Source organism: Rhodococcus aetherivorans, assembly GCF_025722975.1.
GTDB lineage: Bacteria > Actinomycetota > Actinomycetes > Mycobacteriales > Mycobacteriaceae > Rhodococcus > Rhodococcus aetherivorans.
In genome coordinates this window covers 3,655,426-3,680,084 of the sequence record NZ_CP106982.1, presented here as the reverse complement: position 1 = coordinate 3,680,084, position 24,659 = coordinate 3,655,426, and the positions used below count along the sequence as shown (strand labels likewise).

General features: G+C 71.2%; 23 protein-coding genes and 8 tRNA genes. 22 read left to right on the top strand and 9 right to left on the bottom strand.

The features are described from left to right. Nucleotides 1–19: 19 nt before the first annotated feature. Complete coding sequence (locus tag OCS65_RS16570) at nucleotides 20–1,576, bottom strand: alpha/beta hydrolase (protein WP_180987016.1); 1,557 nt, start codon at nucleotides 1,574–1,576, stop codon at nucleotides 20–22. A 153-nt stretch (nucleotides 1,577–1,729) separates the two neighbouring features. Here OCS65_RS16570 and zapE point away from each other — a divergent pair, with 153 nt between their 5' ends. Then, nucleotides 1,730–2,746 (top strand): cell division protein ZapE, encoded by a 1,017-nt coding sequence (gene zapE / locus OCS65_RS16565; protein WP_043798161.1) that lies wholly within the window; start codon nucleotides 1,730–1,732, stop codon nucleotides 2,744–2,746. A 43-nt stretch (nucleotides 2,747–2,789) separates the two neighbouring features. On the opposite strand, the gene OCS65_RS16560 is transcribed toward zapE, so the two are convergent. Further along, nucleotides 2,790–3,350 (bottom strand): GNAT family N-acetyltransferase, encoded by a 561-nt coding sequence (locus OCS65_RS16560; protein WP_006938062.1) that lies wholly within the window; start codon nucleotides 3,348–3,350, stop codon nucleotides 2,790–2,792. Between the two features lie 366 nt (nucleotides 3,351–3,716). Here OCS65_RS16560 and OCS65_RS16555 point away from each other — a divergent pair, with 366 nt between their 5' ends. After that, nucleotides 3,717–4,226, top strand: coding sequence for a 2-isopropylmalate synthase (locus OCS65_RS16555; RefSeq protein ID WP_006938061.1), 510 nt, complete (start codon nucleotides 3,717–3,719; stop codon nucleotides 4,224–4,226). A 55-nt stretch (nucleotides 4,227–4,281) separates the two neighbouring features. Here the strand turns inward: OCS65_RS16555 and OCS65_RS16550 are convergent. From OCS65_RS16550 to OCS65_RS16520, 7 genes are all read right to left on the bottom strand, one after another. Continuing rightward, a tRNA-Val gene (locus OCS65_RS16550) sits at nucleotides 4,282–4,356 on the bottom strand. A 6-nt stretch (nucleotides 4,357–4,362) separates the two neighbouring features. Then, nucleotides 4,363–4,438: transfer RNA gene (locus tag OCS65_RS16545), tRNA-Gly, on the bottom strand. Nucleotides 4,439–4,499: 61 nt separating this feature from the next. Then, nucleotides 4,500–4,574 (bottom strand) — tRNA-Val (locus tag OCS65_RS16540). A gap of 6 nt (nucleotides 4,575–4,580) precedes the next feature. Beyond that, nucleotides 4,581–4,656: transfer RNA gene (locus OCS65_RS16535), tRNA-Gly, on the bottom strand. A 61-nt stretch (nucleotides 4,657–4,717) separates the two neighbouring features. Beyond that, nucleotides 4,718–4,792 (bottom strand) — tRNA-Val (locus OCS65_RS16530). A gap of 1 nt (nucleotide 4,793) precedes the next feature. After that, nucleotides 4,794–4,864, bottom strand: a tRNA-Cys gene (locus OCS65_RS16525). Nucleotides 4,865–4,889: 25 nt separating this feature from the next. Beyond that, a tRNA-Gly gene (locus OCS65_RS16520) sits at nucleotides 4,890–4,962 on the bottom strand. A 305-nt stretch (nucleotides 4,963–5,267) separates the two neighbouring features. Between OCS65_RS16520 and OCS65_RS16515 the strand changes: the two genes are divergently transcribed. The 20 genes from OCS65_RS16515 to OCS65_RS16420 all read left to right on the top strand — a co-directional run bounded on the left by OCS65_RS16515 (nucleotide 5,268) and on the right by OCS65_RS16420 (nucleotide 24,604). Then, nucleotides 5,268–5,339 (top strand) — tRNA-Val (locus OCS65_RS16515). Nucleotides 5,340–5,507: 168 nt separating this feature from the next. Further along, nucleotides 5,508–6,074: a DUF742 domain-containing protein gene (locus tag OCS65_RS16510; RefSeq protein WP_050035141.1), complete on the top strand. Its 567-nt coding sequence runs from the start codon at nucleotides 5,508–5,510 to the stop codon at nucleotides 6,072–6,074. A 166-nt stretch (nucleotides 6,075–6,240) separates the two neighbouring features. After that, nucleotides 6,241–8,322, top strand: coding sequence for a threonine--tRNA ligase (thrS, locus tag OCS65_RS16505; protein ID WP_006943834.1), 2,082 nt, complete (start codon nucleotides 6,241–6,243; stop codon nucleotides 8,320–8,322). After that, complete coding sequence (locus OCS65_RS16500; protein ID WP_006943832.1) at nucleotides 8,319–8,867, top strand: ATP adenylyltransferase; 549 nt, start codon at nucleotides 8,319–8,321, stop codon at nucleotides 8,865–8,867. Before thrS ends, OCS65_RS16500 begins: the two co-directional genes overlap by 4 nt. A 124-nt stretch (nucleotides 8,868–8,991) precedes the next feature. After that, nucleotides 8,992–9,645 carry a phosphatidylinositol phosphate synthase gene (gene pgsA, locus OCS65_RS16495; RefSeq protein WP_006943830.1) on the top strand — a complete coding sequence of 218 codons (654 nt, stop codon included), beginning with the start codon at nucleotides 8,992–8,994 and terminating at the stop codon, nucleotides 9,643–9,645. Further along, nucleotides 9,642–10,547, top strand: a complete 906-nt coding sequence (locus OCS65_RS16490) for a phosphatidylinositol mannoside acyltransferase (protein ID WP_006943828.1) — start codon at nucleotides 9,642–9,644, stop codon at nucleotides 10,545–10,547. The genes pgsA and OCS65_RS16490 overlap by 4 nt, the downstream gene beginning before the upstream one ends. Next, the gene (locus OCS65_RS16485) at nucleotides 10,544–11,671 is read left to right on the top strand and encodes a glycosyltransferase family 4 protein (RefSeq protein ID WP_043798152.1); all 1,128 of its coding nucleotides are present in this window, start codon (nucleotides 10,544–10,546) and stop codon (nucleotides 11,669–11,671) included. Before OCS65_RS16490 ends, OCS65_RS16485 begins: the two co-directional genes overlap by 4 nt. A gap of 40 nt (nucleotides 11,672–11,711) precedes the next feature. Beyond that, the gene (locus OCS65_RS16480) at nucleotides 11,712–12,731 is read left to right on the top strand and encodes an NUDIX hydrolase (protein ID WP_050035144.1); all 1,020 of its coding nucleotides are present in this window, start codon (nucleotides 11,712–11,714) and stop codon (nucleotides 12,729–12,731) included. 293 nt (nucleotides 12,732–13,024) lie between these two features. Further along, nucleotides 13,025–13,927 (top strand): pyridoxal 5'-phosphate synthase lyase subunit PdxS, encoded by a 903-nt coding sequence (gene pdxS, locus OCS65_RS16475; RefSeq protein ID WP_006943825.1) that lies wholly within the window; start codon nucleotides 13,025–13,027, stop codon nucleotides 13,925–13,927. A gap of 116 nt (nucleotides 13,928–14,043) precedes the next feature. Further along, nucleotides 14,044–14,859 carry an acyl-CoA thioesterase gene (locus OCS65_RS16470; RefSeq protein WP_006941032.1) on the top strand — a complete coding sequence of 272 codons (816 nt, stop codon included), beginning with the start codon at nucleotides 14,044–14,046 and terminating at the stop codon, nucleotides 14,857–14,859. A 112-nt stretch (nucleotides 14,860–14,971) separates the two neighbouring features. Beyond that, nucleotides 14,972–15,592: a pyridoxal 5'-phosphate synthase glutaminase subunit PdxT gene (gene pdxT / locus OCS65_RS16465; RefSeq protein ID WP_006941031.1), complete on the top strand. Its 621-nt coding sequence runs from the start codon at nucleotides 14,972–14,974 to the stop codon at nucleotides 15,590–15,592. A 64-nt stretch (nucleotides 15,593–15,656) separates the two neighbouring features. Then, on the top strand, nucleotides 15,657–16,409 hold the full coding sequence (locus OCS65_RS16460) for a YebC/PmpR family DNA-binding transcriptional regulator (protein ID WP_006941030.1): 753 nt from the start codon (nucleotides 15,657–15,659) through the stop codon (nucleotides 16,407–16,409). 101 nt (nucleotides 16,410–16,510) lie between these two features. After that, on the top strand, nucleotides 16,511–17,089 hold the full coding sequence (ruvC, locus tag OCS65_RS16455; RefSeq protein ID WP_006941029.1) for a crossover junction endodeoxyribonuclease RuvC: 579 nt from the start codon (nucleotides 16,511–16,513) through the stop codon (nucleotides 17,087–17,089). Next, nucleotides 17,086–17,679: a Holliday junction branch migration protein RuvA gene (gene ruvA / locus OCS65_RS16450; protein ID WP_006941026.1), complete on the top strand. Its 594-nt coding sequence runs from the start codon at nucleotides 17,086–17,088 to the stop codon at nucleotides 17,677–17,679. Before ruvC ends, ruvA begins: the two co-directional genes overlap by 4 nt. A gap of 41 nt (nucleotides 17,680–17,720) precedes the next feature. Continuing rightward, complete coding sequence (gene ruvB, locus OCS65_RS16445; protein ID WP_373566474.1) at nucleotides 17,721–18,770, top strand: Holliday junction branch migration DNA helicase RuvB; 1,050 nt, start codon at nucleotides 17,721–17,723, stop codon at nucleotides 18,768–18,770. Nucleotides 18,771–18,887: 117 nt separating this feature from the next. Beyond that, nucleotides 18,888–19,229, top strand: a complete 342-nt coding sequence (yajC, locus tag OCS65_RS16440) for a preprotein translocase subunit YajC (RefSeq protein ID WP_050035146.1) — start codon at nucleotides 18,888–18,890, stop codon at nucleotides 19,227–19,229. A gap of 126 nt (nucleotides 19,230–19,355) precedes the next feature. Further along, complete coding sequence (gene secD, locus OCS65_RS16435; protein WP_231772870.1) at nucleotides 19,356–21,089, top strand: protein translocase subunit SecD; 1,734 nt, start codon at nucleotides 19,356–19,358, stop codon at nucleotides 21,087–21,089. Between the two features lie 2 nt (nucleotides 21,090–21,091). Next, nucleotides 21,092–22,294, top strand: coding sequence for a protein translocase subunit SecF (gene secF, locus OCS65_RS16430; RefSeq protein WP_263507298.1), 1,203 nt, complete (start codon nucleotides 21,092–21,094; stop codon nucleotides 22,292–22,294). Between the two features lies 1 nt (nucleotide 22,295). Next, nucleotides 22,296–24,050: an ABC transporter substrate-binding protein gene (locus tag OCS65_RS16425; protein ID WP_006941021.1), complete on the top strand. Its 1,755-nt coding sequence runs from the start codon at nucleotides 22,296–22,298 to the stop codon at nucleotides 24,048–24,050. Continuing rightward, the gene (locus OCS65_RS16420; RefSeq protein ID WP_168579589.1) at nucleotides 24,047–24,604 is read left to right on the top strand and encodes an adenine phosphoribosyltransferase; all 558 of its coding nucleotides are present in this window, start codon (nucleotides 24,047–24,049) and stop codon (nucleotides 24,602–24,604) included. The genes OCS65_RS16425 and OCS65_RS16420 overlap by 4 nt, the downstream gene beginning before the upstream one ends. Nucleotides 24,605–24,659: the final 55 nt, after the last annotated feature.

Below are 24,659 nucleotides of genomic sequence, written 5' to 3'. Positions count from 1 at the left end.
GGCCACGTCGGACGCGGGGTCACGCCGGGCACAGGCTGCCGTTCGGCGGTAGCGCACCGGTGTCGAGATACTCCGCCACCCGTGTCTGGATGCAGCCGGAGTGCAGGGCCGCGGAGTATCCGGCGCCCTGCCACGACAGCGCCGCCCACCGCGCCGAGACGGCGGTGAGGGCTCCGGTGACCGAGTCGAGCCCCGCGCTGCCGACGAGCGGGTCGGCGGCGCCCGTCGTCACCAGCACGGGCACGCGGACCTCCGCCGGCAGCGGCGGGGTCGGCATGCTCGGCCAGGCGCTGCACGCGGTGAGACCGATCGCCGCGTCGCCACCGAACAGTGGGTAGTTCGCCGACCACGTCCGCTGCAGTTCGGCGGCCCGTGCCGTCGTGGGCCACCGCTGCCCGTCGCTGCAGCGGGAGACGAACTGCCCGTCGGACAACAGCACGGCCTCGGCGGCGCCGACGAGCTCGAGCATCGGCGTCACGTCGCCCGCGCCGGCCGCGGACAGCGCGTCGGACAGCTCGCGGACCCGGGTCGGCGCGTCGCTGCGGGGAGTCCCCAGGAACCACGTCACCGCGGTGAGCAGGGAGTTCGACGACAGCGGGGCGAGCGTGCCGGCCGCGGCCCGGGCGTGCAGATCCTCGAGCGCGGCCCGCGGATCCGGGCCCAGCGAGCACGCCAGCGCAACGCACTGGCGGGCGAATGCGTCGACCGCCGACTCTGCGCCGCGCACCCGGCTCTCGGCGAGCATCTCGGCGTCGGCGGTGGCCGCGGCGGGGGAGTCGAGGACGAGACGGCCGAGGGTCGTCGGGTACTTCGACGCGTAGGCCAGGGCGACCGTGGCGCCGTTGCCGATGCCGAGCACACCGATCCGCTCGACCCCCCACGTGGTGCGCAGCTGCTCGAGATCGTCGGCGGCGTGGGCCGCCCCGAACAGCAGTTCCTGCGGCTGCAGGTAGTCGGTGCATGCGATGGTGGCCTGCCGGCCGAGCTCGGCGACCCGGTCGGGTCCGTCGCCGGTACGACCGAACTGTCCGTGGTCGGCCAGGGCGCGTCGGTCCGCTCCGAAGATGCACTCGATCGGCTGGGACGCACCGAGGCCGCGCCGATCCACCGCGACGACCGGCCGGGAGGCCACGAGCTCGGCGAGCGAGCCGGTCGACAGCGCGGCCAGCGCCCGGGTGGAGGGCAGGTCCGCCCCCGTCGTCATGACGAGCGGGGCCGCATCGGCGGGGGTCTGCGCCAGCCGGGCACGCAGCACGTCGAGGGGGAACGAGCCCGGCACGGTGCCCGCGGCGTCGATCGCGGCCGGAATCTGGGCGCACTCGAGGACGAGACCCGTCGGGCCCGGCGGCAGGGCCTGCGCGGCGAGGGTGTCGGCGGTGCAGTCGCGCCAGTCCAGGTCCCGGGCGGGCACCGGCAACTCGGGCGCGGCGGCCGGGTCCTCGCCGGTGGGGGTGGCCCGGCCGTCCGCCTCCTGCACCACGGCGACGTCGGGACGCACCGAGGGGCCCGCCCCGCACGCGGCGGTCATCGCTCCGAGCACGACGATGCCCATCGTGAGCACACCGGTTCTGCGCATGGGCACAGCCTGCCAGGTCGGTGCGGCGGGCCGCGCACGTGACCGGATCGTCCGATCCGCCGGACGTGACGATCAGGTGTACGTGATGTGAAGTAGGTCGCAATCTGCCCTCGGTGTACCGGTCGCCTCGAGCTCCGGCCCTACCCTGGAGAAATGCACGAACGTCTCGTCGATCGCAATCCCGTGGTGCCGTCCGACCAACTGGTGGCCCAGATGGTTCCGCCCGCGATGTTCGACGACGTGAGCTTCGCGTCCTACATTCCCGATCCGAACGAGCCGAGCCAGGCGACCGCCGTCCGGACGGCGGAGGAGTTCGCCCACAAGATCGCCAAGATCCGGGGCGGTGGCCGGCGCGGCCTGTTCGGCCGCAAGGCGCCGTCCACCGGCGCCGGGCTCTACCTCGACGGCGGCTTCGGCGTCGGCAAGACCCACCTGCTGGCCTCGATCTTCCACGCGGCGCCGTCGCCGAAGGCGTTCGGCACGTTCGTGGAGCTGACCCACGTGGTCGGCGCTCTCGGCTTCAACAAGGCCGTCGAGGAGCTGTCGAACCACAGCGTGCTGTGCATCGACGAGTTCGAGCTCGACGACCCGGGCGACACGATGCTGGTGTCCCGGCTGCTGACCGAGCTGTCCGCGCGAGGCGTGTCCATCGTCGCGACGTCCAACACCCTGCCCGGGCAGCTGGGGGAGGGCCGGTTCGCGGCGCAGGACTTTCTGCGCGAGATCAAGAAGCTCGCCGCCATCTTCGAGACCATTCGTGTGGACGGACCCGACTACCGGCACCGCGACCTGCCGCCGGCACCGGACCCGATCAGCTCCGAGGACCTGCTCGATCGAGCCGATGCGGTGGCCGGCGCCACCCTCGACGACTTCGACGAATTGTGCGCGCACCTGAGCACGCTGCACCCGTCGCGGTACGGCAAGCTCGTCGAGGGCGTCCCGGCGGTCTTCCTCAACGGGGTCCATCCCGCCCACGACCAGTCGGTGGCGCTGCGCCTGGTGGTTCTCGCCGACCGGCTCTACGATGCGAGCATCCCGGTGACCGTCGCCGGCGCGAAGCTGGACGAGATCTTCACCGCCGAGATGCTTGCCGGCGGCTACCGCAAGAAGTACCTGCGCGCGACGTCGCGCCTGCTGGCACTGTCGCGGTTCGAGACCGCGGCCAGCTGAGTCACGCTCCCGGCGGACGCCGCCGGGAGCGCAGGACCTCGCGTCAGAGGGTGCGTTGCATGACGTAGTCGTGGTGGGTCTGCGAGCCGACCTGGAACGTCCGCGTCCCCACGACCTCGAACTCGTTCTTGGCGTAGAACCGCCGGGCGCGTGAGTTCTGTTGGTTGACCCCCAGCCACAGCCCCCGGCAGCCGGTCGCCCGGGCGTGGTCGACGATGGCAGCCATCAGTGCCGCCGCCACACCGGTGCCGTGCTTGCCCGGGAGCACGTAGAGCTTGCTGATCTCGGTGGTCGGCAGCGCCGTCACGGCTTCGCGGACCGCCGGGTCGGCGGGTTCGGCATCGATTGCCATGAGGTAGCCCACGATCTCGCCACCGACCGTCGCCTTGAGGACGATGCGGGTCGGGTCGGTGAGGTACTCGCTGAACCGTTCCGCGGACAGGGTCTCGTCGATGAAAGCGGCGATGTCCTCCTGGGAGGCATCGGACGGGCAGGCCAGGGGGAACGTGGTGGCCGCGACGTCGGCGATGGTCTCGGCATCCCAGATCCCGGCCTGCTCGACGGAGACGTTCGCGGTGGATTCCTCGAGTGACGGCGTTGGCATAGCAACCAGTAGATCACTCGGCGCTCCGCCGCGGCGACGCTCGGGGAACGGAACACGCCCGAGGTCCGGAAATGGCTGAACCCCAGCCTTGGATGGGGGGTCATGGCTGGGGTTCATTACCATCGGGGGGATGGCACCTCCGACAATACATGAGGGATTCCTCAGGTTCCAGCCGGGTGGGTCACGGTTCGGTCACGCGCCGGTTACCGGGGTGGTTGCCTTCTGCGAGCCGACGCTCTACTGTGGGCTCTCATGAAGCGCGTACTCGTAGTTCACCGCCGTAGCGGGGTCTGATTCGGACCGACCCCTCGCTGCGGGTCGTTGAGCTACCTGTCGGTCCTCCCTTCGCGCGGAAGACCTCCTTCGATGAACGCCTTCACCTCCACCGCTCTGATTCCTGCCGCCGGCTGCACGGACACTCCCCGCTCGGCGCCGATCGATCCCTTCGCCGCACGCTACGGTCGGTTCCTGCCGCGCGAGCTGCGCGCCGAGTCCGCCGGCATGAGCTGGGCCGAGTTCACCGCCACCTATGCGCCGCAGCACGGGCCCGTGCGGCTCGGTGGCTGGTACGCCGAGGCTGCGCGCGCCGGCCGCTGCAACTACGAGGCCACCTTCGGCGTGGGGGAGACCATCCACACCGCCGCGGCGACCGCCACCGGCCCGGTGTCTGCGATGACCGCCATGATGCACACCCTCGGGATGCCGCTCGAGATCCTCTCCTTCCACCAGTTCGACCTCGGTGACACCCACGCGACGTTCCTGCTGTGCGAGGCGGACGGCCGCCGGCTCTGGAGCATGGGAATCGCGGCGACCGGGACCGAATCGGCACTGCGCGCGATGACCGCCGGCGCCAACCGGCTGCATGCCTCCCGCTGACGGGGTGGCGATACGGCGAAGGCCCTCCCGGTCGGGAGGGCCTTCGCCGTGTGGATGGTGCGCGATACTGGGATTGAACCAGTGACCTCTTCCGTGTCAGGGAAGCGCTCTCCCGCTGAGCTAATCGCGCGGGTGGTGGAGCGGATGACGGGATTCGAACCCGCGACCCTCACCTTGGCAAGGTGATGCGCTACCAGCTGCGCTACATCCGCATGTGCACCTCTCTTCCCGGTGGCCCGGGTCGAGAAGTGCGGGGTGAAACCTGGTCGATCGTGGTGCGCGATACTGGGATTGAACCAGTGACCTCTTCCGTGTCAGGGAAGCGCTCTCCCGCTGAGCTAATCGCGCGGGTGGTGGAGCGGATGACGGGATTCGAACCCGCGACCCTCACCTTGGCAAGGTGATGCGCTACCAGCTGCGCTACATCCGCATGTGCACCTCTCTTCCCGGTGGCCCGGGTCGAGAAGTGCGGGGTGAAACCTGGTCGATCGTGGTGCGCGATACTGGGATTGAACCAGTGACCTCTTCCGTGTCAGGGAAGCGCTCTCCCGCTGAGCTAATCGCGCGAGGTGGAGACGGGAATCGAACCCGTGTGCACGGCTTTGCAGGCCGTTGCCTCACCACTCGGCCACTCCACCGTAAAAGGTCGAGTCCAACCTCTCGAGCGGATGACGGGATTCGAACCCGCGACCCTCACCTTGGCAAGGTGATGCGCTACCAGCTGCGCTACATCCGCATCGCACCGTCCGGCGTCGTGCTCTCCGTGGTGCGGTTGAGAACATTAGCCGACCATCGTCAGAACACACAAATCTGCAGGTGAGGGCGCGGACGAGGCGTCCTCGTGGGTCGTGAGGGCCCTCACCGGCGCCGGCGTGCGGGCTCCGGCGGATCCGGCGTGCGCGGCACGGGCTCCCGCGCCGGGGCCGATGGCGGTGCGCCCGGCCTCCGTCGCCACCGAAAACGGGGGTCGACCAGGCGATTCGTGTTCACCCGGTGGGCGTGTTAATGTTCCTTCTCGTTCGAGCCGCTGCGAAGCGGCCCGGTCCCGTGGCTCAGTGGAAGAGCGTCCCGTTCACACCGGGGAGGTCGCTGGTTCGATCCCAGCCGGGACCACAGCACCGACGAAGGGCACCCCCACGGGGGTGCCCTTCGTCGTTTCGGGCGCGGCTCGATGCGCGCCCGGACGGAACAGCCGTCGGCGGAGCGGTCGTGACCTGCGCGTTCATCGGACCGCACTGCGCAGATGGCAGGATTGCGGTCGGTGTGAGGAGGATGCGGCTGATGAGTGTCGCCGACAACAACTGGCCCCTGGTCGGGGCCACAGGAGCACGATTCGGATCTGCCGGCCGACGGCGGAAGGACCGCCCGGCCCCGGCCCCCGGCGCGACCGACCGGCACGAGGCCACGCCCGCGGTGGACCCGCCGGCGACGGGTGCCTTCGCGACCGTCGCCGCCCCGGCGTCGACCCCGATGCCCGCCGCCGTGACCGCGGTCCCGAGGGAAGAGGAGCCGAGCGGGGCGCAGCCGTCGTTCGTGCGGCCCTTCGTGCGCAGCCAGGGACGGACCCGCGCCGAGGTGGATCTCCCGCTCGAGGTCCTCGTCTCGGCCGTGCCCGACGCCGTGGGAGCCGCGGGCCTCGAAGAACACCGCACCATTCTGGCGCTGTGCGCCGAACCCCGCTCCATCATGGAGATCGCGGCTCTGGCCAAGCTGCCCCTGGGGGTCGCGCGGGTCCTGGTGGGCGACCTCGCCGCCACCGGGGAACTCACCGTCCACCGGACCGTCGACGGGGTCGGCCCCGACGCCCAGCTCCTGTCGCGGGTTCTCGGCGGACTGCGCCGCCTGTAGCCTGCACCGCTCCAGCCTGCACCGCTCCGGCCCGCACCGCCCCGGCGGTGCCCGGGTGAACGGGCGACCGGGGTGGTGTCGATAGCATGGTCTGGTTGCCGACGCGTGGCATGCCCCGCGGCGTCGGTGCACCCATCACCGGCACGAGCCCGAGGAGCCCACCACAGTGACGACGCCCGCATCCGTAGACCCAGCCGTGCTCGTCCGGGTGCCCGCGGGGACCACTGCCGGTGCCGCCCTCCGGGAGGCCGGCCTACCCAACAGCGGACCCGACGCGATCGTCGTGGTCCGCGACGGCGAGGGCCGGCTGCGCGACCTGTCGTGGACGCCGGAACAGGACACCGAGATCGAGCCGGTCGCCGCCGGTACCGAGGACGGCCGCTCCGTCATCCGGCACTCCGCGGCACACGTCCTCGCCCAGGCCGTGCAGCAGGAGTTCCCGGAGGCCAAACTGGGCATCGGGCCCCCGATCAAGGACGGCTTCTACTACGACTTCCAGGTCGACCGACCCTTCACCCCGGAGGACCTCGCGAAGCTCGAGAAGCGCATGAAGCAGATCGTCAAGGGCGCGCAGCGGTTCTCCCGCCGCGTCGTCGAGAGCCTGGACGACGCACGCGAGGAACTGAAGAACGAGCCGTTCAAGCTCGAACTGATCAGTGAGAAGTCGGCCGGCAACAGTTCCCTCGACGAGGACCCCGAGATCATGGAGGTCGGCGGCGCGGAACTGACGATCTACGACAACCTCAACCCTCGGACAGGCGAGAAGATCTGGGGCGACCTGTGCCGCGGCCCGCACATCCCCACCACCAAGTACATCCCGGCGTTCAAGCTCACCCGCAGCTCCGCCGCCTACTGGCGCGGTGACCAGGACAACGCCGGCCTGCAGCGCATCTACGGCACCGCGTGGGAATCCCCGGAGGCACAGGAGCGCTACCTCGAGCTGCTCGCCGAGGCCGAGCGCCGCGACCACCGCAAGCTCGGCAACGAGCTCGACCTGTTCAGCTTCCCCGACGAGCTCGGTTCCGGTCTGCCGGTGTTCCACCCCAAGGGCGGCATCATCCGCCAGGAGATGGAGAACTACTCGCGCCGGCGGCACGTCGAGGCCGGCTACGAGTTCGTGTATTCCCCGCACATCACCAAGGGGCACCTCTACGAGGTGTCCGGTCACCTCGACTGGTACCGCGACGGCATGTTCCCGGCGATGCACATCGACGAGGAACTCAACGAGGACGGCACCGTGCGCAAGCCGGGCCAGGACTACTACCTCAAGCCGATGAACTGCCCGATGCACAACCTCGTCTTCCGTTCCCGCGGCCGCTCCTACCGGGAGCTGCCGCTGCGGCTCTTCGAGTTCGGCTCGGTCTACCGGTACGAGAAGTCCGGCGTCGTCCACGGCCTGACCCGGGTGCGCGGTATGACGCAGGACGACGCGCACATCTACTGCACCCGCGAGCAGATGCGCGACGAGCTGACCACGACGCTGAACTTCGTCCTCGACCTGCTGAGGGACTACGGCCTCGAGGACTACCACCTGGAGCTGTCGACGAAGAACCCCAAGAAGTTCGTCGGCGACGACGTCCTGTGGGAGGAGGCCACCGACACGCTGCGCGAGGTGGCCGAGGGCTCCGGGCTCGATCTCGTGCCGGACCCGGGTGGCGCCGCCTTCTACGGGCCGAAGATCTCCGTCCAGGTGCAGGACGCGCTCGGGCGCAGCTGGCAGATGTCGACGATCCAGCTCGACTTCAACCTGCCCGAGCGGTTCGAGCTCGAATACACCGGTCCCGACGGCAGCAAGCATCGGCCGGTGATGATCCACCGGGCCCTGTTCGGCTCGATCGAGCGCTTCTTCGGCGTGCTCACCGAGCACTACGCCGGCGCCTTCCCGGCGTGGCTCGCCCCCGTGCAGGTCGTCGGGATCCCCGTCGCGGAGGCCTTCGAGGATCACCTGTTCGACGTCACCCGGCAGCTGAAGGCGGCCGGGGTGCGTGCGGAGGTCGACACCAGCGACGACCGGATGCAGAAGAAGATCCGCAACCACACCACGCAGAAGGTGCCGTTCATGCTGCTCGCGGGCGAGCGTGACGTCGAGGCCGGGGCGGTCAGCTTCCGGTTCCGGGACGGCACCCAGGTCAACGGTGTGCCCGTGGCCGACGCGATCCGTCTGGTCACCGAGTGGATCGGACGGCGGGAGAACGCCTCGCCCACCGCGGAGCTCGTCGCTCCCGTCGACCGGGGCGGCGCCGCGTGAGCGGCGACTGCTCCGACGACGCCCTCGTCGATCGCGGTGCCGGAGAACCCGACCACCTGCAGCGGCTGTGGTCCCCGCACCGGATGTCGTACATCGCGGAGGCACCGCGATCCAAGGAGGCGCCGTACGAGCCCTTCACGGACATCCCGAAGATGCGGGACGAGGAGGGTCTCGTCGTCGCGCGCGGCGAGCACGTGTACGCGGTGCTCAATCTGTACCCGTACAACCCCGGTCATCTGATGGTCGTGCCGTACCGCCGGGTCGCCAACCTCGAGGACCTGACCCCCGAGGAGAGCACCGAGTTGATGGCATTCGCGCAGCGGGCGATCCGGGTCATCAAGAGCGTCTCGCGGCCGCACGGCTTCAACGTGGGCCTCAACCTCGGGGCCGCCGCCGGCGGCTCGCTCGCCGAACACCTGCACCTGCACGTGGTGCCGCGGTGGGGCGGCGATGCCAACTTCATCACCGTCCTCGGCGGCGCCAAGGTCATGCCGCAGCTGCTGCGGGACACCCGCGCGTTGCTCGCGGCGGCCTGGAACGAGTGACGCCGCACCGGGCCCCGGCCCCGGTGTCCGTCGCCGCCCCCGCCTGTATGTTTGTCGCCGTTCGCGGGCGTGGCAGGATCGTGTCCCGGACGCAACGGTGTGAACGGAAGACGGGGGTCGGTGGATGCTGAGCTTTTTCGGGCGTGCGTCGGTGTCGAAGGTCACCGCCCCGCTCGGCAGGGCCTTGATCCGCACCGGCCTCACGCCGGACGCGGTGACACTCATCGGCACCGTTGCCACGATCGCCGCCGCCGTGACGCTGTTCCCGATGGGGCAGCTGTTCTGGGGCGCGATCGTGATCTGGCTGTTCGTGATGTTCGACATGCTCGACGGGGCGATGGCCCGCGCCCGCGGCGGCGGCACCCGCTTCGGCGCCGTCCTCGACGCCACCTGTGACCGCCTCGCCGACGGCGCGATCTTCGCCGGGCTGGCCTGGTGGGCCGTCTACGGGGAACAGAGCCGACCGTTGCTGATCGCAACTCTGATCTGCCTGGTCACCTCCCAGGTCATCTCGTACGCCAAGGCCCGCGCCGAAGCGAGTGGCCTGTCCGCCGACGGCGGCCTGATCGAGCGGCCCGACCGGCTCGTCATCGTGCTGGTCGGCGCCGGCGTCACCGGACTCGGCGTGTGGTGGGCGATCCACGCCGCCATGTGGCTGCTCGCCGCCGGCTCGGTGATCACCGTGTTCCAGCGGGTGCTCGCCGTGCGCCGCTCCCCGGATGCCCGCGAGCTGCTGCCCCTGCCGTCGTCGACCCCGGCCGACGGAGAAGCCCGATGAGCGCGACCGAACGTGCCTCCGACCTCGGCTACGCCGCCGGGTGGCGGCTCGTGCGGGCGCTGCCCGAGTCCACCGCCTGCCGCCTGTTCGACCTCGGCGCCGACGTCGCCGCCCGGCGCCACGGTGGCCCGCAGCAGTTGCGCCGCAACCTCGCCCGGGTCCTGGGCGTGCCCGCCGCGCAGGTCCCGGACGAGCTGATCCGGCAGTCCGTGCGGTCCTACGCCCGCTACTGGCGGGAAGCGTTCCGGCTGCCCTCGATGGACCTGACCGTGACGGCCGCCGCCCTCGATCACGCCGTCGAGGGCCGCGAGCACATCGAGCAGGCACTGGCGGCCGGGCGCGGTGTGATCCTCGCGCTGCCGCACAGCGGGAACTGGGACATGGCCGGCGTGTGGTGCACGCAGACCTACGGTGGCCTGTCGACGGTGGCCGAACGCCTGCGCCCCGAATCGCTCTACCAGCGGTTCGTCGCGTACCGCGAGAGCCTCGGCTTCGAGATCTTCCCGCTCAGCGGGGGTGAGTCGCCGCCGTTCGACCGGCTCGCGACGCGGCTGCGCGAGAACCGGATCGTCTGCCTGCTCGGCGAGCGCGACCTGGCCCGCAAGGGCGTGCCGGTGACGTTCTTCGGGGAGCCCACCCGCATGCCCGCCGGCCCGGCGAAGCTCGCCGCCGAGACCGGCGCGCCGCTGCTGCCGGTGCACTGCTGGTTCACCGACGGCGGCTGGGGTTTCCGGGTCCACCCCGAACTCGACGTCACCGGCGGGATCGGGCCGGCGACACAGGCTCTCGCCGACTGCTTCGCCGCCGACATCGCCGAACACCCCGCGGACTGGCACATGCTGCAACCGCTCTGGTTCGACGACCTCTCCGAGGCCCGCCTGGCCCGGATGGAGGCGCGGTGAAGATCGGGATGGTGTGCCCGTACTCGTTCGACGTACCGGGCGGGGTGCAGGCGCACGTCGTGGACCTGGCCCACGTGCTCATCGAACGCGGCCACAAGGTCAGCGTCCTCGCCCCGGCGTCCGACAGCACGGAGCTGCCGGACTTCGTCGTCTCCGCCGGGCGCGCCGTCGCCATCCCCTACAACGGGTCCGTGGCGCGCCTGAGCTTCGGCCCCGTCTCCTATGCGCGGGTCCGACGGTGGATCAACGACAACGACTTCGACGTCCTGCACATCCACGAGCCGAACGCGCCGAGCCTGTCGATGCTCGCGCTGAAGATCGCCGAGGGCCCCATCGTCGCGACGTTCCACACGTCGACGACCAAATCGCTGGTGCTGAGCACCTTCCAGGGTGTGCTGCAGCCGTATCTCGAGAAGATCAGCGGCCGCATCGCCGTGTCCGAACTCGCCCGGCGCTGGCAGGTGACGTCGCTCGGCTCGGACGCCGTGGAGATCCCGAACGGTGTCGACGTGTCCTCGTTCGCTCACGCCCCGACGCTGCCCGGCTATCCCCGCGCCGGCCGCACCGTGCTGTTCCTCGGCCGGTACGACGAGCCGCGCAAGGGCATGGCGGTGCTGCTCGGCGCGTTGCCGCTGCTCGTCGAGCACTACCCGGACCTCGAGATCCTCGTGGTCGGCCGCGGGGACGAGGACCGGTTGCGCAAGGAGGCCAGCCGGTACGCCCGGCACCTGCGGCTGCTCGGCCAGGTGTCCGACGCGGAGAAGGCCTCGGCGATGCGCAGCGCCGACGTGTACTGCGCCCCCAACCTCGGTGGGGAGAGTTTCGGGATCGTGCTGGTGGAGGCGATGGCCGCCGGTACCCCTGTGGTGGCCGGCGAACTCGACGCGTTCCGCCGGGTACTGCGCGACGGGCGCGCCGGCGTGCTCGTCCCGCTGGGCGACTCGGAGGCTCTCGCCGCCGCGATCCGCGGCCTGCTCGACGACGGTGCCCGCCGTCGCGCCCTGGTGGCGGCGGCGAACGAGATCGTCGGCTCCTACGACTGGCCGGTGGTGGCCGAGCAGATCCTGCGCGTGTACGAAACCGTCACCGTCGGAGCCGGGCCGGTTCGGGAGGTCCGGTCGTGAGGTGCGAGCCGGCGACGGCACCGCGTGAGGGGAGTGGGACGTGACGCTGTCCGCGGTCACCGTTCTCGTCCTGGCGCTGATCTCCGCGATCATCGTCGCGCTCGGGTTGTGGGCCTACGGCACGGCCAACCGGCTGGACCGGCTCCACGTGCGTTCGGACCTCTCCTGGCAGGCGCTCGACGCCGCCCTGGCCCGTCGCGCCGTGGTGGCGCGCGGCATCGCGGCCTCCACCCCGGTCGCCGAGGGCCGTCGGCTGGCCGCGCTGGCCGACCGCGCCGAACGGGCGGACCGTGCCGAACGGGAATCGGCGGAGAACGCGCTGTCGGCCGCGTTGGCCGCGGTGGACACCGAGCGGCTGCGCCCGCAGTTGGTGGCCGAACTCGCCGATGCCGAGGCGCGGGTGCTGATCGCACGGCGGTTCCACAACGACGCCGTCCGCGACACGCTGACGCTGCGCAGCCGCCGGCCGGTGCGCTGGCTGCATCTCGGCGGCACGGCATCGTTGCCGAACTACTTCGAGATCGCCGAGCGCACGAACCCGGCTGCGGCGACGGGCCTGTCGCTCGACGAGACGCGCACCTCGGCGCGGGTGGTGCTGTTCGACCACGAGGGACGGGTGCTGCTGCTGCGGGGCCACGACCCGACCACGCCGGACGTGCACTTCTGGTTCACCGTCGGCGGTGCGGTCGAGGTGGGGGAGACGCTGCGCGCGGCCGCCGTCCGCGAGGTGGGGGAGGAGACCGGGTTGCCGGTCGCGCCCGAGCAGCTGTGCGGGCCCATGTGGCGGCGGGTGGCGGTGTTCCCCTTCAACGGCGAGCTCATCCGCTCGGAGGAACTGTTCTTCGCGCTGCAGACGCCCGCCTTCGAGCCGGGCGACGGCGGATTCACCGACCTCGAGCGCCGCATGAGCCTCGAGCACCGCTGGTTCGCCGAGGGCGAGATCCGGGACCTGCAGCGCCACGGCGAGGCCGTGTATCCGCAGGATCTCGCAGACCTGCTGGGGGAGGCGCGCGACGTCGCTGTGCGTCGTGTGGAGCCGGAGGTCCGCGCCATCCGGTGAGCGCCGGCACTCGAGGCGGGCGGAGTCGATTGCCGGCGAGGCAGGCGGAGTCGATTGCCTGCGAGGCAGGCGGAGTCGATTGCCTGCGAGGCAGGCGGAGTCCGATTGCCTGCGAGGCAGGCGGATTGCCTGCGAGGCAGGCGGAGTCCGATTGCCTGCGAGGCAGGCCAGGGCCTCGCGACTGGCTATGGGACGGTCCCCGAGGTGCCCCTAGAATCGGGAGCGGCGCCGCGACGTGCCCGATTCCGTCCGCCGCGTCAGTTTCTGCAGGCCATACCCCAGGAGTTCTTGCTGTGAGCAGCCCCGAGTCCGTTCCCACCACCGGCACCGCCCGCGTCAAGCGCGGTATGGCCGAGATGCTCAAGGGCGGCGTGATCATGGACGTGGTCACCCCCGAGCAGGCGAAGATCGCCGAGGACGCGGGTGCCGTCGCCGTCATGGCGCTCGAGCGCGTCCCCGCCGACATCCGCGCCCAGGGTGGCGTGTCCCGCATGTCCGACCCGGACATGATCGAAGGCATCATCGAGGCCGTGTCCATCCCCGTGATGGCCAAGGCGCGCATCGGTCACTTCGTCGAGGCACAGATCCTGCAGGCCCTCGGCGTGGACTACGTCGACGAGTCGGAGGTGCTCACCCCCGCCGACTACGAGAACCACATCGACAAGTTCGCCTTCACCGTGCCGTTCGTGTGCGGCGCCACCAACCTCGGTGAGGCGCTGCGCCGTATCAACGAGGGCGCGGCGATGATCCGCTCCAAGGGCGAGGCCGGCACCGGCGACGTCTCCAATGCCACCACCCACATGCGGAAGATCCGCCAGGAGATCCGGCGGCTGACCTCCCTGCCCGAGGACGAGCTGTACGTCGCGGCCAAGGAACTGCAGGCGCCGTACGACCTGGTGGTCGAGGTCGCGAAGGCCGGCAAGCTGCCGGTGACGCTGTTCACGGCCGGCGGCATCGCCACCCCGGCCGATGCGGCGATGATGATGCAGCTCGGCGCCGAGGGTGTGTTCGTCGGCTCGGGCATCTTCAAGTCCGGCAACCCCGCCGAGCGTGCCGCCGCGATCGTCAAGGCCACCACCTTCTACGACGACCCGGACGTGCTCGCAAAGGTCTCGCGTGGCCTGGGCGAGGCCATGGTCGGCATCAACGTCGACGACATCCCGGTTCCGCACCGCCTCGCCGAGCGGGGCTGGTGACCCCACCGCCGCCGGCATCCCCGCGTGCGACGGGAGCCTCCGACCGTGTCGGAGGCTCCCGTCGCTTCTCGCCGGGCCCTGCGGATAGCCTGTCGCAGGACCGGGAAGGAGCCCGCATGGCGAAGATCGAGGAGATCCTGGCGCTCGAACACCTCGAGAAGAACATCTTCCGGGGCGTGGCGACGGAGACGTCGCTGCAGCGCACCTTCGGGGGGCAGGTCGCCGGACAGGCGCTGGTGTCCGCGGTGCGCACCGTCGATCCCGCGTACTCGGTGCATTCGCTGCACGGGTACTTCGTCCGCCCCGGCAACCCCGAGAAGCCGATCGTGTATCTCGTCGACCCGATCCGCGACGGCCGGTCGTTCGGCACCCGGCGGGTGACCGCCGTGCAGGACGGGCAGGCGATCTTCACCATGTCCGCGTCGTTCCACGTCCAGGACGACGGCATCGAGCACCAGGACGAGATGCCCCAGGTGCCGGATCCCGACGACCTCGCCGACCTCGCGGACTCGGACGACCCGGGGAACCTGTGGGCCAGGCGCGAGTGGCCGGAATGGGACCTGCGACGGGTGCCGGAGGATCGCCTCTTCCGGCGCGCCGGCATCGTGTCACAGCAGCAGGTGTGGTTCCGGGTCCGTGACCCGCTCCCGGACGACAACGTGCTGCACGTGTGCACCCTGGCGTACATGAGCGACATGACGCTGCTTGGCTCCGCGAGCGTCGCCCATCCCGACGAGCAGACGCAGGGCGCCTCCCTCGACCACGCCATGTGGTTCCTGCGCTCGTTCCGCGCCGACGACTGGCTGCTGTACGACCAGACGTCCCCGTCGGCAGGTTTCGGGCGGGCCCTGACGCAGGGCCGCATCTTCGACCGGAACGGGCGGATGGTCGCCGCGGTGGTGCAGGAGGGACTGGCCCGCTACCTGCGCTGATGCGCCGGCATCCGGCTCGCGGTCCGTGAGCCGGGACACCCCGCCGCGGCTGCTAGCGTTGATATCCAGGCTTCGGACGGGTGTCGTCCCGTCCCCGACAGAACAGGCGACAGTGGGAAGTTCTCCGACCATCGGCGTGCTCGCGCTCCAGGGCGATGTACGCGAGCACCTGACCGCACTCGAGGCGGCCGGCGCCCGCGCGATCGGGGTGCGCCGGACCGCCGAACTCGACGCCGTCGACGGCCTGGTGATTCCCGGCGGGGAGTCCACCACGATGAGCCGGCTGCTGCAGGTGTTCGACCTGCTCGAGCCGCTGCGCGCCCGGTTGAAGGCCGGCCTGCCCGCCTACGGGTCCTGCGCGGGCATGATCCTGCTCGCCTCGCAGGTGCTCGACACCCGCCCCGACGCCGAGCACCTCGACGCCCTCGACATCACCGTCCGGCGCAACGCGTTCGGCCGGCAGGTCGACTCGTTCGAGGCCGACCTCGACGTCGCGGGCATCGAGGGGGATCCGGTGCGCGCGGTGTTCATCCGAGCGCCCTGGGTGGAGGAGGTCGGTCCCGGCGTGCAGGTCCTTGCCACCGTCCCCGAGGGACCGGCCGCCGGACGGGTGGTCGCGGTGCGGCAGGGAGCGGTGCTGGCGACGTCGTTCCACCCCGAGGTCACCGGTGACCTGCGGGTGCATCGGCTGTTCGTCGACACCGTCCGTTCGGGGCAGGTCGGCGCGGAGTAGAATCGACCCTCCGAACCAGTCGGACCCGGTCCGACCTCACCTCGCCGGAAGGGGCTCCAATCGAATGAGCGGCCACTCCAAATGGGCCACCACCAAGCACAAGAAGGCGGCCATCGACGCCAAGCGCGGCAAGATGTTCGCGAAGCTGATCAAGAACATCGAGGTGGCGGCCCGGACCGGCGGTGGTGACCCGGCGGGCAACCCGACGCTGTACGACGCCATCCAGAAGGCGAAGAAGAACTCGGTCCCCAACGACAACATCGAGCGGGCCCGCAAGCGCGGCGGCGGCGAGGAAGCCGGCGGCGCGGACTGGCAGACCATCACCTACGAGGGCTACGGCCCCAGCGGTGTCGCCATCCTCATCGAGTGCCTCACCGACAATCGCAACCGAGCGGCGGGCGAGGTCCGCACCGCGATGACCCGCAACGGCGGCAACATGGCCGACCCCGGCTCGGTGTCCTACCTGTTCACCCGCAAGGGCGTCGTCGTGCTCGAGAAGAACGGCCGCACCGAGGACGAGATCCTCGAGGTCGTGCTCGAGGCCGGCGCCGAGGAGATCAACGACCTCGGTGACAGCTTCGAGATCGTTTCCGAGGCCGGCGATCTCATCGCTGTGCGCACCGCGCTCGTCGAGGCCGGCATCGACTACGAATCGGCCGACCCGGACTTCCGGGCCTCGGTCGAGGTCCCCGTCGACGCGGACAGCGCCCGCAAGGTGTTCAAGCTCGTCGACGCCCTCGAGGATTCCGATGACGTGCAGAACGTCTACACCAACGTCGACGTCTCCGACGAGGTCCTCGCCGAACTCGACGCCTGAGACGGACGGCTCCCGGCCGGGGCTGCGTGTCGATACCGCGACGCGCCGCCCCGGCCGCTATGCTCTCGAACAGTTGTTCGTAGCGGTCGAGAGGTGAACGGGTGCGCGTGATGGGTGTGGACCCGGGACTGACGCGATGCGGCTTCGGCATCGTGGACACCGGCCGCGGACGCGAGGTCGCCGCCGTGGCGGTGGACGTGATCCGCACACCCCCCGACCTGGAACTGCCGTCGCGGCTGCTGCGCATCTCCGCGGCCGCCGAGGACTGGCTCGACCGATTCCGGCCCGATGTCGTCGCCGTCGAGCGGGTGTTCTCCCAGCACAACGTCCGCACCGCGATGGGCACCGCCCAGGCCGGGGGAGTGGTGGCGCTCTCCGCTGCCCGACGCGGCATCCCGGTGGCGTTCCACACCCCCAGCCAGGTGAAGTCCGCCGTGACCGGGAACGGCTCGGCCGACAAGAAGCAGGTCACGGCCATGGTCACCAAGATCCTGGGCCTCGCCACCGCGCCGAAGCCCGCGGACGCCGCGGACGCCCTCGCCCTCGCGATCTGCCACTGCTGGCGTGCGCCCATGCTCGCACGCATGGCCGCCGCCGAGGCCGCCGCGGCCGAACAGAAACGACGATACGAAGCGCGGCTGCGGGAACAGGCCGCCGCGCGGAAGGCAGGTGCACGGTGATCGCCTCGGTGCGCGGGGAAGTGCTCGAGATCGCACTCGACCACGTCGTCATCGAATCCGCGGGGGTCGGTTACCGGATCCACGCCACGCCCGCCACCCTGGCCACGCTCCGCCGCGGCGAGGACACCCGCCTGGTGACGGCGATGATCGTGCGCGAGGATTCGATGACGCTGTACGGGTTCCCCGACCCCGACGCCCGGGACCTGTTCGGGTTGCTGCAGACGGTTTCCGGTGTCGGACCCCGCCTCGCCATGGCCACCCTGGCCGTGCTGGATCCGGATTCGTTGCGTGCGGCCCTCGCCGACGGCAACACCGCCGCCCTGACCCGGGTCCCGGGCATCGGCAAGCGTGGCGCCGAACGCATGGTCGTCGAACTGCGGGACAAGGTCGCCGCGTTCGCCGGAACCTCCGCCCCGGCCGCGGTGGTCGGCTCGCCCATGCGCGACCAGGTGGTCGAGGCTCTCGTCGGACTCGGCTTCCCCGTCAAACAGGCGGAGCAGTCCACCGACACGGTCCTCGCGGGTGACCCGCACTCCGACACCTCCACCGCGCTGCGTTCGGCGCTGGCCTTGCTGGGCAAGAGCCGATGATCGAGGACTTCCCCCCTGCGGGTGCCCCCGACGAGGCGCCGATGACCGCCGAGTACACGCCCGCCGACGGCGACGTCGAGGCGAGCCTGCGGCCGAAGAACCTCGACGACTTCATCGGCCAGCCTCGGGTGCGGGAACAGCTGCAGCTGGTGCTGCGCGGGGCGAAGCTGCGCGGCGGCACCCCGGATCACATCCTGCTGTCGGGCCCGCCGGGCCTGGGCAAGACGTCGATGGCCATGATCATCGCCGCCGAACTCGGGTCGTCGCTGCGGCTGACGTCGGGCCCCGCGCTCGAGCGGGCCGGCGACCTGGCCGCGATGCTGTCCAACCTCGTCGAAGGCGACGTGCTGTTCATCGACGAGATCCACCGCATCGCGCGTCCCGCCGAGGAGATGCTGTACCTGGCGATGGAGGACTTCCGGGTCGACGTCGTCGTCGGCAAGGGCCCGGGCGCGACGTCGATTCCGCTCGAGGTCGCCCCGTTCACCCTCGTCGGCGCCACCACCCGTTCCGGCGCGCTGACCGGACCCTTGCGCGACCGGTTCGGTTTCACCGCGCACATGGACTTCTACGACCCGGCGGAACTGCAGCAGATCCTGCTGCGCTCGGCCCGGATCCTCGGCATCGACCTGGGCGAGGAGGCGAGCATCGAGATCGCCGGCCGTTCCCGCGGCACCCCGCGCATCGCCAACCGGCTGCTGCGCCGGGTCCGCGACTACGCCGAGGTCCGCGCCGACGGCATCATCACCCGCGAGATCGCGCAGGCCGCCCTGGCGGTCTACGACGTCGACGCGCTCGGCCTGGACCGGCTCGACCGTGCCGTGCTCGGCGCGCTGGTCCGCAGCTTCGGGGGCGGGCCGGTGGGCGTGTCCACGCTCGCGGTGGCCGTCGGTGAGGAACCCGGCACCGTCGAGGAGGTCTGCGAACCGTTCCTGGTACGGGCGGGGATGATCGCGCGCACTCCGCGCGGGCGGGTCGCGACCCAGGCCGCGTGGCTGCAGCTCGGGCTGACACCGCCGCCGGAGGCTGCTACCGGCGGCATCGAGGTGCGGGCCCGCGAACCGCAACCCGGCCTGTTCGACGACGAATGACCGGTCGGCCACCGGCGCCGGTACAGGAGCCGCGCCGGTAATGGCACACTGGTCTACTGCGCCGGTCCACGACCGCCGGCGCCCGATACCGGACGACCTCGAGGACTGACTTCAACGATGGAACTGCTCTTCCCGCTGCTGATCCTTGCCCTGCTGGTGCCGACGTTCCTCGGCATCCGGCGCCAGAAGAAGGAGATGCAGAAGACCGCGGAACTGCAGGACGCGCTGCGGGTCGGTGACCGGGTGATGACCACGGCGGGGCTGCACGCCACCATCGTCGCGCTCACCGACACCACCGTCGATCTCGAGATCGCTCCCGGCGTGGTGACCACCTGGGCCCGGGTCGTGGTCCGCGAGCGGGTCACCGAGCTCGGCTCGGCGACGGACGAGACCGGTGGCCTCTCGCTGGACAAGGGCGACGACACCGAGCCGCCCGCCGGCCGGCCGACCGAGCACTGAACGGTCGGACACCGACCGGTCGACACCCCGGCCGATGTGCGGGCCGCGCCGGGGGCCGCGCCCCGACGGGTGCGGTGGCCCCGTGACCAGCGCATCACTCACTCGCATCGAGGAGACTGACAGACCGTGGCACCTTCCAACGGATCGGTGCATCCAGTTCGCTCCCTCGCCCTGTTCGGGGCGATCCTGGTGGCGCTGTATGCCCTGATCTTCTTCACCGGGGACAAGTCGGCGACGCCGAAACTCGGCATCGACCTGCAGGGCGGCACCCGGGTGACCCTCACCGCCCGCACCCCGGACGGCAGCGCGCCCAGCCAGGACAGTCTCCGGCAGGCCCAGCAGATCATCGAGACCCGCGTGAACGGCCTCGGCGTGTCCGGCTCCGAGGTGGTGATCGACGGTGACAACCTGGTGATCACGGTTCCCGGCGACGACAGCTCGCAGGCCCGGACCCTCGGCCAGACCGCACGGCTGTACATCCGGCCCGTGATCGGTCAGCCCATCGCCAGCGCTAACGCCGCGCAGCCGGCGCCCGCGCCCACGGACCCGCAGGCTCCCGCCCCCGCGACGCCGGCGCCCGACGCCGCCACGCCCGCTCCCGAACCGCAGGGCCGGCCCTTCCCGGCGCAGGATCCCACCGACACCCCGGCGCCCGCCACCGACGCCCCGGCGCCCGCCACCGACACCCCGGCGCCCGCCACCGACACCCCGGCGCCCGCCACCGCTCCCACGGAGGACCTCGACCCGCAGGCCCGGGCCGCCGCGGACATCGCCGCCGCCAAGGAGACCCGGCAGAGCGAGGACCCGGCCGTCCTGCAGCAGGCCATGGCCACCCTGGACTGCTCGGCCGCCGACCCGCTCGCCGGCAACGACGATCCGGCAAAGCCGCTCGTCGCGTGCTCCACCGACGGCACCGCCGTCTATCTGCTCGGCCCGAGCATCATCGACGGCCAGCAGATCACCGACGCCTCCTCCGGCTACAACACCCAGCAGTCCCGCTACGAGGTCAGCCTCACGTTCGACTCCGAGGGCAGCAGCACCTGGGCGCAGTTCACCGCCGCCAGCATCGGCCAGCAGGCCGCGTTCGTCCTCGACTCCAAGGTGGTCAGCGCGCCCGTGATCCAGGGCGCCACCCCCGCCGGCAGCGCGACCTCGATCACCGGCAACTTCACCAACACCCAGGCCACCGAGCTCGCCAACACCCTCAAGTACGGCTCGCTGCCCCTGTCGTTCGCCGCGTCGGAGGCCGAGACGGTGTCCGCGACCCTCGGCCTGGCATCGCTCGAGGCCGGGCTGATCGCCGGCGTCGTCGGCCTGGTCCTCGTGCTGCTCTACAGTCTCGTCTACTACCGCATGCTCGGCGTGCTCGTCGCGTTGTCGCTGGTGATGTCCGGGCTCGCCGTGTACGCGGTGATGGTGCTGCTCGGCCGGTACATCAACTTCACCCTCGACCTCGCCGGCATCGCCGGCCTGATCATCGGCATCGGCATGACCGCCGACTCGTTCGTGGTGTTCTTCGAACGCATCAAGGACGAGATCCGTGAGGGTCGGAGCTTCCGCTCCGCCGTGCCCCGCGGCTGGGCCCGGGCCCGCCGGACCATCCTGTCCGGCAACGCCGTGAGCTTCATCGCCGCCGCGGTGCTCTACGTCCTCGCGGTCGGTCAGGTCCGCGGCTTCGCCTTCACCCTCGGCCTGACCACCATCCTCGACGTCGTGGTGGTGTTCCTGGTGACGTGGCCGCTGGTGCACCTGGCGTCGACGTCGAAGTTCTGGTCCAAGCCGAGCGTGAACGGTCTCGGCGCCATTCAGCAGGTCGCCCGTGAACGCCAGCTCGCGGCTGCCTCGGCGAAGGAGGCGTGACGATGACCGACACCACCACGACCGCACCCCGGCACAGCGTCCTCTCCCGCCTCTACACCGGCACCGGCGCGTTCGAGATCGTCGGCCGCCGCAAGTTCTACTACCTGCTCACCGGCGGCATCGTGCTGGTGGCGCTGCTGAGCATGCTGATCCGCGGCTTCACGTGGGGCATCGACTTCGAGGGCGGCACCCGCATCCAGCTCCCGGCCGCCGAGGGCGTCACCACCGAGCAGGTGGAGACGGTGTACTCCGACACCCTCGGCACCGAGCCCGTATCGGTGCAGACCGTCGGGTCCGGCGCGGGCGCCTCGATTCAGATCCGTTCGGAGGCCCTCGACCTCGAGCAGGTCCGGACCCTGCAGAACGCGCTGTACGCCGAGTTCCAGCCGACCGGGCCCGACGGCGTGCCGTCGCGCGACGCGATCAGCGTCGCCGACGTCAGCGAGACGTGGGGCGGACAGATCACCCAGAAGGCCCTCATCGCGCTCGCGGTGTTCCTGGTGCTCGTCAGCATCTACATCGCGGTGCGCTACGAGCGGGACATGGCGCTCGCGGCGCTGGCCGCCCTGTTCTTCGACATGATCGTCACCGCGGGGGTGTATTCGCTCGTCGGATTCGAGGTCACCCCGGCCACCGTCATCGGCCTGCTCACCATCCTCGGCTTCTCGCTGTACGACTCCGTGGTGGTGTTCGACAAGGTCGAGGAGAACACGCGCGGCATCCTGCACCTGCATCGTCGGACCTACGCCGAGCAGGCCAACCTCGCCGTCAACCAGACCCTCATGCGGTCGATCAACACCACGGTCATCTCGGTGCTGCCGGTGCTCGCGCTGATGGTCATCGCAGTGTGGCTGCTCGGCGTCGGCACCCTCAAGGACCTCGCCCTCGTCCAGCTCGTCGGCATCGTGGTCGGCGCCTATTCGTCGATCTTCTTCGCGACTCCGCTGCTGGTGACCCTCAAGGAATGGCGCGGGCCGGTGGCCGCACACACCCGCAAGGTGCTCGCCAAGCGCGGCGCCGCCGAATCGCGGACCGTGCCCCCCGCCGGGGAGGCCGTCGGCGCGCACGCCGGCGCGACACCCGTGTCCGTGACCAAGCGCATCGGAGCGACCACGACGGCGGGCGCCGGCGCCGCGCCGGTGGCCGAGCGCACCCCCAGACCGGGCGTCCGGCCCACCGGAAAGCGCGCCAAGAGAAGGCACTGACATGTCGGCACCCGAGCACACACGTCGAGCCCGGCGCCGCCGGTCCGTCCGCGCGGCGATCGCGGGCGCGGCCGCCGCGGCGGCGCTCGCCGCGACCACCGTCGCCTGTGGCACGACGGAGGAGTCCCTGCCCTCCATCGGGTATGCCGTCGACAACACGGTGACCACCTACAACGCCAACACCGTGGACGGCGCCGCCTCGGGAGCCCGGCAGGCCCTGGCCCGCGTGCTGCCCGGCTTCGGCTACGTCGATCCGGCCGGTCAGGTGATCTCCGACACCGACATCGGGGCGGCCACCGTCGTCTCGCAGGACCCGCTGACCGTCCAGTACCGGCTGTCCCCGGACTCCGTGTACTCGGACGGGGTGCCGATGTCGTGCGACGACCTGGTGCTCGCCTGGGCCGCCGCCAGCGGCCGATTCACCGCGCCCGACGCCTCGGGTGCTCCGGCGAACCTGTTCTCCGCCGCCCGGCGCTCCGGCTACGTCGACATCGAACGGATCGACTGTCAGACCGGGTCCAAGGACGCCACCGTCGTCTTCCGCGCCGGCCGAGCCTACGCCGACTGGCGAGCCCTGTTCGGCGCCACCGAGCTGATGCCCGCGCACGTCGCTGCCCGGGTCTCGGGGGTGCCCGACGTGGTCGCCGCCATCGGCGGTGGCGACGTCGAGGCGCTGCGCCGGCTCGCCGACTTCTGGAACACCGGGTGGAACCTGACCCCCGGCCGGCTGGACCTGTCGCTGCTGCCGGCCTCCGGCCCCTACCGGATCGAGTCGTTCACCGCCGAGGACGGGCTCGTCCTCGTCGCGAACGAACGCTGGTGGGGCAACAAGCCCGGCACCGACCGGATCGTGGTGTGGCCGCGCGGCACCGACGCCTCCGCGGCGGCCGCCGACGGCCGCGTCCACGTCGCCGACACCGGCACCGGGGCACTCGACCTGTCCCTCGGGGACGACGTGGAGACGACGGCCGCGGCGTCGCGCAACGTCGAGCAGCTCGTGCTGGGCACCGGCGGGGGCAGCCTCGGCGCCGCCGCCGCGCGCCGGGCGTTCGCGCTGTGCGTGCCCCGCTCGCAGTTGTTCGACGAGTTCGGCCGGGTCGGGGACGTGCCCGCCACCGGACTCGGTTCTGGGACGACGTCGTCGCGGCTGCTGCCCGCCGACTCGCCGCTGTACCCGGGCGTGTCCGGGCCCGCAGCCCGCTACGACCGGGCGGACACGACCGCGGCGCAGGCCGAGCTCGCCGCTGCGGGGACGGACCGCATCACCGTGCGGATCGGGTACCTCGGCCCGGACCCGCGCCGCGCCCGTACCGTCGAGCTGATCGCCCAGTCCTGTCGCGAGGCGGGCATCGAGGTGGTCGACGCCGCCTCGGACACGTTCACGCCGTCGCAGCTCACGGCGGGACAGGTCGATGCCGTCCTGGCCGGGACCGCCGTCGCGGCAGGGGCGGGAGGCACGGCCGACATGCAGGACGCGCGCGGCGCCCTCAACTCCGCGGCCGGCAGCAACGTCGGGCGCTTCGCCGACGCCCGCGTCGACCAGATCCTCGACGCCCTCGCCGTCACCACCGACGACGCCACCATCTCCGGTCTGGTGGGTGAGGCCGAGACGATCCTGTGGACCGCGATGCCGACCCTGCCGCTGTACGCGCAGCCCCGGGAGACGACCTTCGCCGGCGGCCTGCGTGCCGCCGTCGCCAACCCCAGCGCTGCCGGTGCGGGCTGGAACATGGACAGGTGGATCCTCAACAGATGAACAGCAATCCCGCCGGAGCGCACGCTCTGATCGAACGTGCCGCCACGGCGGTCACCGCCCGTACCCGCTGGGTCGACGACTTCCCGACGCCCGGCGTCCGCTTCGCCGACCTGACCCCGGTCTTCGCCGACGGCGAGGCCTTCGGGGCGGTCATCGCCGCGCTGGCCGCCACCGCGCCGGACGCGGAACTGGTGGCCGGCGTCGACGCCCGCGGCTTCCTGCTCGGCGGCGGCATCGCCCACGCTCTGGGTGTCGGCGTCCTCGCGGTGCGCAAGGCCGGCAAGCTGCCTCCGCCGGTGGACACCCGCGAGTACTCCCTCGAGTACGGCACCGCGGCGATCGAGATCCCGCAGGATTCGGTTCGGTTGCGCGGGCGGCGGGTACTCGTCGTCGACGACGTGCTCGCCACCGGCGGCACCCTCTCGGCGACGGCGGAGCTTCTCGACGCGGCCGGTGCCTTGGTCGTCGCGGTGGCGGTGGTGACCGAGATCGAGGCCCTCGGTGGGCGGGCGCGGCTGGAAAAGTACCCGGTGACGTCATTGGTTCGGCTCTGAGAGCTAGAGTTGGCGCAGGTGCCGGTGGTTCCGGACGACGAGGAGTGTGCGGCGG